The 9284-nt window shown below is 58.6% G+C and carries 6 protein-coding genes and 1 pseudogene; 2 read left to right on the forward strand and 5 right to left on the reverse strand.

All coding sequences use genetic code 11. The annotated features are described in order from the left end of the window. Positions 1-225: 225 nt before the first annotated feature. From preA to B7L15_RS15170, 4 genes are read right to left on the reverse strand one after another with little or no spacing between them, the layout of a single operon-like run. Positions 226-1560 carry an NAD-dependent dihydropyrimidine dehydrogenase subunit PreA gene (gene preA / locus B7L15_RS15155; RefSeq protein ID WP_085919774.1) on the reverse strand — a complete coding sequence of 445 codons (1335 nt, stop codon included), beginning with the start codon at positions 1558-1560 and terminating at the stop codon, positions 226-228. Beyond that, positions 1557-2936, reverse strand: coding sequence for an NAD(P)-dependent oxidoreductase (locus B7L15_RS15160; protein ID WP_085919775.1), 1380 nt, complete (start codon positions 2934-2936; stop codon positions 1557-1559). Before B7L15_RS15160 ends, preA begins: the two co-directional genes overlap by 4 nt. Positions 2937-2994: 58 nt before the next feature. Beyond that, on the reverse strand, positions 2995-4434 hold the full coding sequence (gene hydA / locus B7L15_RS15165) for a dihydropyrimidinase (protein WP_085919776.1): 1440 nt from the start codon (positions 4432-4434) through the stop codon (positions 2995-2997). Between the two features lie 31 nt (positions 4435-4465). After that, positions 4466-5332, reverse strand: coding sequence for a nitrilase-related carbon-nitrogen hydrolase (locus tag B7L15_RS15170; RefSeq protein ID WP_085919777.1), 867 nt, complete (start codon positions 5330-5332; stop codon positions 4466-4468). 537 nt (positions 5333-5869) lie between these two features. Here B7L15_RS15170 and B7L15_RS15175 point away from each other — a divergent pair. Further along, positions 5870-7390, forward strand: a complete 1521-nt coding sequence (locus B7L15_RS15175) for an NCS1 family nucleobase:cation symporter-1 (RefSeq protein ID WP_085919778.1) — start codon at positions 5870-5872, stop codon at positions 7388-7390. Positions 7391-7434: 44 nt separating this feature from the next. Here B7L15_RS15175 and B7L15_RS15180 read toward each other — a convergent pair whose 3' ends face one another. Next, positions 7435-8358: a LysR family transcriptional regulator gene (locus B7L15_RS15180; protein ID WP_085919779.1), complete on the reverse strand. Its 924-nt coding sequence runs from the start codon at positions 8356-8358 to the stop codon at positions 7435-7437. Positions 8359-8498: 140 nt separating this feature from the next. On the opposite strand from B7L15_RS15180, the pseudogene B7L15_RS15185 reads away from it, so the two are divergent. Next, positions 8499-9257, forward strand: a pseudogene (locus tag B7L15_RS15185) (IS1380 family transposase); the annotation flags it as partial. Between the last annotated feature and the right edge of the window lie 27 nt (positions 9258-9284).

The following is a 9284-nucleotide window of genomic DNA, read 5'->3' on the forward strand; positions in this document are numbered from 1 at the left end:
TAACTCACATTGGTCTCCGGCAGAACCGACGTTGAAGTGATCGTCTCTGTTACCATCATTAATGTTTCAAGGCGTACTGAATTGATCAGTCAAGCGAGGAGGCCCACGCTCATCGACGTTCGGGGGGAGCCGTTCAATCAGGCCGAGGCCCATATGGATGAGGAGGCACAGCAAAACGCCACCGCCCTCACTCAGTAGGGGCGGTGGCGTTTTATAGGGCGTTGATCAAGAGGCCGCGCGGAAGGGGTTGCGCGGGTCGTCATCCCAGGCCAGGAAGGGCTTGCCGGTTTCCTGGGGCACCATGGTGATGCAGTTCTCCACCGGGCAGGTGATCTGGCACAGGTTGCAGCCCACGCACTCTTCCTCGATGACTTCGTAGCGGCGCGCGCCATCCTGCTCGGTGAGCTTGGCAATCGACTGGTGAGAGGTATCCTCGCAGGCGATATAGCAGCGGCCGCACTCGATGCACAGGTCCTGATCGATCTTGGCGATGGTCTTGAAGTTGATATCCAGATGCTTCCAGTCGGTCGTCTGGGGGATCGCCTTGCGCGAGAACGCCTCAATGGAGTCGTAGCCTTTTTCGGCCATCCAGCGGGAAAGGCCGTCTTTCATCTCCTCCACAATGCGAAAGCCGTTGAGCATCGCCGCGGTACATACCTGCACGCTGCCAGCCCCCAGGGCGATAAACTCTGCTGCATCCCGCCAGGTGGCAATGCCGCCAATACCAGAGATTGGCAGCGTGGGCGTCGCCGGGTCGCGGGCAATTTCCGCCACCATGTTCATCGCGATGGGTTTGACGGCGCTGCCGCAGTAGCCGCCGTGGGTGCTCTGGTGGCCGACGGTGGGTTTGGCGACCATGTTGTCCAGGTCGATGCTGGTGATCGAGTTGATGGTGTTGATCAGCGACACCGCATCGGCGCCGCCGCGCAGTGCCGCTTGGGCGCCCACGCGAATATCGGTGATGTTAGGCGTCAGCTTGACGATCACCGGTTTGGAGTAGTGTTTCTTGCACCAGTAGGTGACTTTTTCGATCAGGTCCGGGTTTTGGCCCACCGCCGCACCCATGCCGCGTTCGGGCATGCCGTGGGGGCAGCCCAGGTTGAGCTCGATGCCGTCGGCGCCGGTGGCTTCCACGCGCGGCAGTATATAGGCCCAGGCCTCTTCATTGCAGGGCACCATAATGGAAACGATCAATGCCCGGTCGGGCCAGTCCTTCTTCACCTGGGTGATTTCTTCGAGATTGATCTCAAGCGAGCGGTCGGTAATCAGCTCGATATTGTTAAAGCCGATCACTTCGCGGTTCTTGCCGTAGTGGGCCGAATAGCGCGACGACACGTTCACTGCGGGCGGTTCTTCGCCGAGGGTTTTCCACACCACGCCGCCCCAGCCCGCTTCATAGGCGCGTACCACGTTGTAGGCCTTGTCGGTGGGCGGGGCGGACGCCAGCCAGAACGGGTTGGGGGCTTTGATGCCGGCGAAATTGACTGATAGATCAACGCCGTTGACCACGCTATCGCCGCTGTCGTGCTTGCCCGGTGGGGTAAAATTGAGGGTGTTCATGCGGCCTCCTGCTTGGCGACGAGCGCCTGATGAATGGCGTGGGCGGCAAGCTTGCCGTGCTGCACGGCCTGAACGGTGAGGTCCTGGCCGGGTTTTACACAGTCACCGCCGGCGTAAACGTTGGGCAGCGAGGTGCGCAGCATGTCATCGACCTGAATGCGCTCGCCGTCGCGGGCGAGTTCGGCGGCGGTGGCGTCGCGAAGGCTTGTCCCTTCAAAGCCCTGACCGATCGCCTTGAAGATGGCGTCGGCGGCAATCTCGAAGGTGTCGCCGGTCGCCGTCAGTTGCCCCGCTTGTTCCTGGGTCTTGGCAAAGCGCATGCCGGCTACCCGGCCTTGGCTGTCCAGCAGAATGTCGTCGGGCTGTGCCCAGGTGACCATGCGCACGCCGTTGGCTTTGGCGATCTCCTGTTCGTGGTCGGTGGCGGACATCGCCTCGACGCCCCTCCGGTAGACCAGCATCACCTCGGTGGCGCCCAGGCGGGCCATCTGGGTCGCCATGTCGATGGCGGTATTGCCTGCGCCAATCACGATGCAGCGCTTGGCCACGGCTAGGCTGCCCAGGTCATCGGTTTGGCGCAGGGTCTTGATGTAGTCCACGGCGGGCATCAGGCCGGGTGCTTCATCGCCGGTAAGCCCCAGGGCGCGGCTGGTACCTAGCCCAAGGCCGAGAAATACACTGTCGTACTGCTGATGCAGGGCGGCCAGTTCCAGGTTGTCGCCCAGGCGCTGGCCGTACTGGATGTCGATGCCGCCGATCTCGAGCAGAAACTCGACTTCCTTACGGGCGAAGTCATCGGTCATCTTGTAGCGGGCGATGCCGTACTCGTTAAGTCCGCCGGGCTTTTGCTCGGCCTCGAAGATGGTTACCTGATGGCCGAGCATCGCCAGTCGGTGCGCGCAGGCGAGACCCGCCGGCCCGGCGCCGACCACGGCAATATGCCGACCGGTGGTGGCAGCCCGCTTGAACGGGTGGCCATCGAACTGCATGTTGTCGGTGGCGTGACGCTGAAGCAGGCCGATCAGCACCGGTTGGCACTCGGCGTCGTGGTTGCGCACGCAACTACGCTCGCAAAGGATTTCCGTTGGGCACACCCTGGCGCAGCTGCCGCCCAGGATGTTGGCTTCCAGAATGGTTTCCGCCGCGCCGTTGATGTTGTTTTCGCTGATCTGGCGAATGAAGCTCGGGATGTCGATCTCCGACGGGCAGGCCTCCACGCAGGGCGCATCGAAGCAGTAGAGACAGCGCTGACTTTCGATCATCGCCTGGCGATGGGTCAGCGGCGGGTGCAGATCGCTAAAGTTGCTTGCCAGCGTAGCTGGGTCGTAGGTGCCGACCTCTTTGGCGCTGGGTAGATGGTTCAGTTGGTTAGTCACGGTAGAGCCTCCGCTGTTGTTATGGGCACAGCTGTTGGTCTTGGTCGTTCTTTATGGGTCAGCGCTTGACTGCCATCGGCGCATTTAGCTCGGCACGCTTGGCCAGCAGCTCAAACATGCCAGGGTAGGCAGGGCGTTCTAAATACCGGCCTGCACCGCGCTCGGCGTGTAGATCGCCGTCGCGCCATACCCATTTGCCCTGGCTGATGGTGTGGCGGGCGATGCCGCGTACCGTCTTGCCTTCGAAGATATTGAAGTCGACGTTCTGGTGGTGGGTCTTGGCGGAAATCGTCCGCGTGCCATTGGGATCCCACACCACGATATCGGCATCGGCACCCACCTGAATCGCGCCCTTGCGGGGGTAGAGATTGAAAATCTTGGCGGTGTTGGTCGACGTCAGCGCGACAAACTCCTGGGGCGACAGCTTGCCGGTGTTGACGCCTTCATCCCAGAGTACGGCCAGGCGGTCCTCGACCCCGGCGGTGCCGTTGGGAATCTTGGTGAAGTCGTCCTTGCCTGCGGCCTTCTGGTCGGCGCAGAAGCAGCAGTGGTCGGTGGCGGTGGTCTGCAGGTTGCCGGACTGCAGACCATGCCAAAGCGCTTCCTGATGGCCTTTAGGGCGGAAGGGCGGGCTCATTACATGCGCCGCGGCGCGGCCCCAGTCGGTATCCTGGTAGACGCTGTCGTCGATCACTAGGTGGCCGGCCAGACACTCGCCGTAAACCTGGTGCCCCTGGTCCCGGGCGTAGGCAATTTCGTCCACGGCGTCCTTGGTGGAAACGTGCACCAGATAAATCGGTGCACCCAGGGTGCTGGCGATACGAATGGCGCGGCTGGCAGCCTCGCCTTCTACCTGGGGCGGGCGCGAAAGCGGGTGGGCCTCCGGTCCGGTAAGGCCCTGGGCGAGCAGTTTCTGCTGCATGTGGTAGACCAGCTCGCCGTTTTCAGCGTGAACCGTCGGCACCGCGCCCAACTCCAGGCAGCGCGAAAAGCTCTCCACCAGGATGTCATCGGTGGCCATGATGGCACCTTTGTAGGCCATGAAGTGCTTGAAACTGTTGACCCCGTGTTCGTGCACCAGCGTGCCCATTTCCTCCCGTACACTGTCGTCCCACCAGGTGATCGCCACGTGAAAAGCAAAGTCGGTGGCGGCTTTTTCGGCCCACCCCTGCCAGGTCTCGAACGCCTCCAGCAGCGACTGCCCCGGCTGAGGAATCACGAAGTCGATAATTGAGGTGGTGCCGCCCGCCAGGGCCGCGGCGGTGCCGGTGTAGAAGTCTTCGCTGGCCACGGTACCCATAAACGGCAGCTGCATATGGGTATGGGGGTCAATACCGCCGGGCATCACCAGCTGGTCGCTGGCATCGACGACTTCACAACCATCGGGTATGTCTAAATCAGTGCCGATAGCGTGAATCTTACCGTCAACGCAGAGCACGTCGGCGCGGTAGGTATCGGTATTGGTGACGACAGTGCCGCCCTTGATCAATAGGCTCATTGCTCGCTCCTTTGCTTATCAGGTGGCCGGGCTATTCGCCGTCGGTCAGGCGGGTGTAGGTTTCCGGGCGGCGGTCGCGGAAGAACTGCCAGTTGTTGCGTACCTCGCGAACCATGTCCAAATCGATTTCGTGCACCAGCAGTTCGTCTTCTGTTTCGCTGGCCTGGGCCTCGATCTTGCCGCGCGGGTTAACGATATAGCTGGAGCCATAGAAATTGCCGATATTCCAGGGTGCTTCGGTACCAACGCGGTTGATGGCGGCAATAAAGCAGCCGTTGGCCGCGGCCGAGGCGGGTTGCTCAAGCTCCCAAAGGTACTGCGAAAGCCCGGCGACAGTAGCGGAAGGGTTGAAGATCACCTCGGCGCCGTTGAGGGCGAGCGCCCGCCAGCCCTCGGGGAAGTGGCGGTCATAGCAGATATACACACCAATCTTGCCAAAGGCGGTATCGAAGACCGGCCAGTTGGATTTGCCCGGCTTGAAGAAAAACTTCTCCCAAAAGCCTGCGATCTGGGGGATATGCGTTTTGTGGTACTTGCCCAGATAGCTGCCGTCGGCATCGAACACCGCGGCGGTGTTGTAGTAAACGCCGGTCTCGGTTTCTTCGTACACCGGGACGATGATCACCATGCGGTGTTTGGCGGCGAGTTTCTGCATCATCTGGCAGGTGGGGCCTTCCGGCACCTGCTCGGCGGCGGCATACCATTTGCCGTCCTGACTGGGGCAAAAATAGGGCTGGTTGAACACTTCCTGAAAGCAGAGCACCTGCACGCCCTGTTCTGCCGCTTTCTCGATCATCGGCAGATGGGCTTCGTTCATGGCGTCGCGGATGGCCGCGGGTTCTAGGTCGGTGCTGGTTTTCAGGCCCATTTGAATCAGGCCGATTTTCATCTTCTGCATTAGCGTCTCTCCCGTTATTAGTGTTAGCTCACTGCATCAGGATTAATTAATGATCTGACGGTGGGTAGCGGAGTCTAAAGCTGACTGTAAGGGCAGCTTTTAAGAAAGTATCGTCAGGATGTGATTTTTAGCAAGTTAGTTGAATATTTTTTTAATGGCCTTTTTAACTCGTTGAGTTAATTTGCTATTTTTCTTTTTGATTTGCGTTTTCCCTAATATGGTGAGTCATTGCACTGCTTTGATGTTTTTTTATATGTCTTTTAAATCATGTGTTTAGTTATTATTTTGGGTCTTTAGGCATAATTTTAATGTTGAAAATTGGTGCAAATATTTTTTTTGATCTAGCCTTTTTGAATCCGTCGGGTATGTAGTGTCCTAAAGGGCAGCAAGATGAAGACAATAATAAAATTCTTGTCCCGGAAGACAGTTTTCCATCAATAAGTTAAGTGATAGTGCCGGGCGGTCGGCATGCTTATTGCTTGGGAGCCTCAGACCGTGAGGGTTTTCCGGGAAGCAGATGACACTGAGGAGAGACCAATGACGAAAACAACCTCTCAGATGGTAGACCGAGAAGGGCTGATTGAATTGGATGTGGGGGACGATGTTCGCGATAGCTCGCGCTTCAACAAGGACATCGCGCCTACCCAGGCGAGTGAACGAACCTGGACTAAGTGGAATATCGCCGCGCTTTGGGTGGGGATGGCGATTTGTGTACCCACCTACACACTTGGGGGTGTGTTGACCGCCTACTTTGGCTTGAGCGTGGGGGAGGCGTTGTTCGCGATATTACTGGCCAACGTGATTGTCTTGATTCCACTCACGCTCAACGCTTTTCCTGGTACTAAATTCGGGATTCCTTTTCCCGTTGTGCTGCGCTCTTCGTTCGGGATTTTTGGATCCAACGTGCCGTGTCTGGTGCGCGCCCTGGTCGGGTGTGGGTGGTTTGGTATTCAAACCATGTTCGGCGGGCTGGCCATTCACTTGCTGCTCTCGGAACTGATACCCGCGTGGGCGGCACTGGGCGGCGTTGGTGAAGTCATCGGCTTTTTCGTGTTTGGCGCCATGAATCTTTATGTGGTCATTCGCGGTGCGGAGTCGATCAAGTGGCTGGAAACCCTGGCCGCACCGTTGCTATTGGCGGTGGGTATTGGCTTGATGGTGTGGGCGTGGCCGCACACCTCGATGACCGAGCTTCTGGCTCAGCCGCCATCGCGTCCCGAAGGGGCGTCAGTGTATGGCTACTTCTTTGCCGGGTTAACCGCCATGGTAGGCTTTTGGGCGACCCTGTCGCTGAATATTCCCGATTTCAGTCGTTTTGCCAAAAGTCAGAAAGATCAGATTGTCGGGCAGGTGATTGGCCTGCCGTTGACAATGTTTTTCTTTGCCTCACTGGGTGTGGTGATGACCGCTGCCTCAGAGACGCTTGTCGGTCAAACCGTGGCCGACCCGGTGCGGTTGATCGGCTATATCGATAGCCCGTTCTGGGTAGTGCTGGCGATGCTGCTGATTATCATCGCCACGATTTCTACCAACACGGCCTCGAATATTGTCTCGCCGACCAATGATTTTCAGAATATTGCGCCCAAAATGATTAATCAGACCCGTGGTGTACTGATGACTGGTGCGGTGGGTGTGTTGCTGATGGGCTATGACCTGCTCCAAAAAGCGGGCATCATCCCGCCAGGGGTATCGCTGGAACAGATGTACTCCAACTGGCTGCTGGGTTATTCCAGCCTGCTTGGCCCGATTGCCGGTATCATGGCCGTGGATTACTTTTTGATTAAAAAACAGCGCCTGGATGTGCCCAGTCTGTATATGGACAGCCATGTTTATCCGGCGGTGAACATTGCCGGTTTTATCGCCTTTGGCGTGCCCGTTGCGCTAACGCTAATCTCGCTGACCACCGGTACGATGTACTGGTTCTACGACTACGGCTGGTTTACCGGCTCGGCGCTTGGCGCGATCGTTTATTATGTCGCAAGTCAGGTGCTTTCCTCCGCACCGTCGGTGGGTCCGGCGCCGGTGGCTGACAAGGAGCCGGCCGAGCAACTACCTTAGTTCGCGCGACGTGCGCTTCTCCAACATATCTCACCAACACCCGGCTAAATGCCGGGTGTTGGTGTTTGTGGCGTATTGATGAAGTGTAAAAAGGCGTCAACCACACGATTGGGGCGGCGATCGCGACGTGCAATAAGCACAAAGGGAATAAGGTAGTGCTGACTTGTGGTATTCAGGGCGCGCATTTTGCCCGCCGAGACCCACTGGTCGGCGACGTGTTCGGGAAGAAATCCCATAAAACGCCCGGTGAGAATCAAAAACGCCGCGCCCTCACGGTCTGACGCCGAGGCGCGCAGGTTGAGGTCATCGTGGGCCTGGCGTGCCTCAGCAGGTAGCGGATAGCGTGGTGATATGGCGGGATGCTGTGCAAGCTCGTCCAACGTGAGGCGGTCACTGGCCTTATCGAACAACGGGTGTCCCACCGAGCAGTACAGATAGGAAGGTTCGTCGTAGAGATGCTGAGTACTCAGGCTGGTGGGCAGGTTGACCGCTGGCACCACGCCGACGTGCATGTGGCCGTCCATCACGCCGCGAATCACCGCATCCGAGGGCTCCATGTGTATGTTCAGTGTCACATCGTGTTCCGGGGCGCTGAGCCTGGTCAGCGCATGGGTGACATGCATGGCGGGTAGCGTCACCAGGTTGTCGGTAATACCAATATTCAGCTCCCCCTTGATGGTTTGATGCAGCGCGTTGACATCGCTTTTGAAGGTTTCAAGCGCGGAAAGCAGCGTCAGGCCTGCCTGATAAATCTCTTTGCCTTCCTCGGTTAGGCTGAACCCGCCACGCCCACGCTGGCACAGCGAAAAGCCTAGCCGTCCTTCCAGATCGTTCATGTGCTGGCTGATTGCCGACCGGCTGATGCCCAGCGTGGTCTCGGCCGCCGTAAAGCCACCGCACTCCACCACTGTTTGAAAAATACGAATCAGGCGAATCTCATAGTCGCTCATTTGACCAAGCGCGGGCATATCAAGCTCTCATGGCGAGTAATCAGTTGATTTAATGATAGAGGAATTCCTGAATCCGTGAGACCGGCCCCCGGAAGCACTTCTAACCCACTGACCTGCATGGCAATATAGCCATTATCGCCATTCACCCAGACAGTGCCATGCCCAACATAAAGTTCCGCGCCAGTCGCCGCACCCTCACYAGCCACGCCGGGCTGTCCATCATCGGGCAATGCTTCGAGATCGCTGGCGTCGACAGCATCGACAGCCGCTTCCCCACCACGCTGGGCATGCGCACCAGTGACGTGATCAAGAGCTACCTGGGCCTGCTGTGTCTGGGCATGAGCGACTATGACGCTGTCGAGAACTTCCGCCGCGACAAGCCCTTCCAACAACTGCTGACCCTGCAGAAGGTGCCGAGCGCGGCGACGCTGCGACAGCGGCTGGAAAAACTTGCCGCCAACGACCTGCAGGCGCGCACCGCCACCTGGTCCACGACCCTGCTGTCACTGATCGAAGCACCGATCACCGCCGAGACGACGCACGTCTGCCTGGACATCGACACCTTCGTCATGGACAACAGCAACTCGAAGAAGGAAGGCGTCTCGCGGACCTACCAGAAGGTCGATGGCTACACCCCGATCGCCGCCTATCTGGGCAACGAAGGGTGGTGCCTGGGTCTGGAACTGCGGCCTGGCAAGCAGCACACCATGAAGGAGAGCAACGCCTTCCTGGAGCGGGTACTGCCTCGCGCCCAATGCYTGACCAAGCAACCGATCCTGTTACGCGAGGACAGCGGCTTCGACAGCCAGGCGCACCTGGCGCTTCTCGAACAGCAACGCCAGGTCTTTGCCGACGAGGGGCGCCGGCTCGACTATGTCGTCAAATGGAACCCGCGYGGCTCGGCCACGGCTGATCGACTGTCTCTTATACACATCTGACGCTGC

Source organism: Halomonas sp. CSM-2 (genome assembly GCF_002119345.1).
Lineage (GTDB): Bacteria > Pseudomonadota > Gammaproteobacteria > Pseudomonadales > Halomonadaceae > Vreelandella > Vreelandella janggokensis.

Coding starts and splice junctions, on each gene's coding strand:
- B7L15_RS15175 (WP_085919778.1), top strand. CDS start 5,870: ATGACGAAAACAACCTCTCAGATGGTAGACCGAGAAGGGCTGATTGAA.
- hydA (WP_085919776.1), bottom strand. CDS start 4,434: ATGAGCCTATTGATCAAGGGCGGCACTGTCGTCACCAATACCGATACC.
- preA (WP_085919774.1), bottom strand. CDS start 1,560: ATGAACACCCTCAATTTTACCCCACCGGGCAAGCACGACAGCGGCGAT.
- B7L15_RS15170 (WP_085919777.1), bottom strand. CDS start 5,332: ATGCAGAAGATGAAAATCGGCCTGATTCAAATGGGCCTGAAAACCAGC.
- B7L15_RS15180 (WP_085919779.1), bottom strand. CDS start 8,358: ATGCCCGCGCTTGGTCAAATGAGCGACTATGAGATTCGCCTGATTCGT.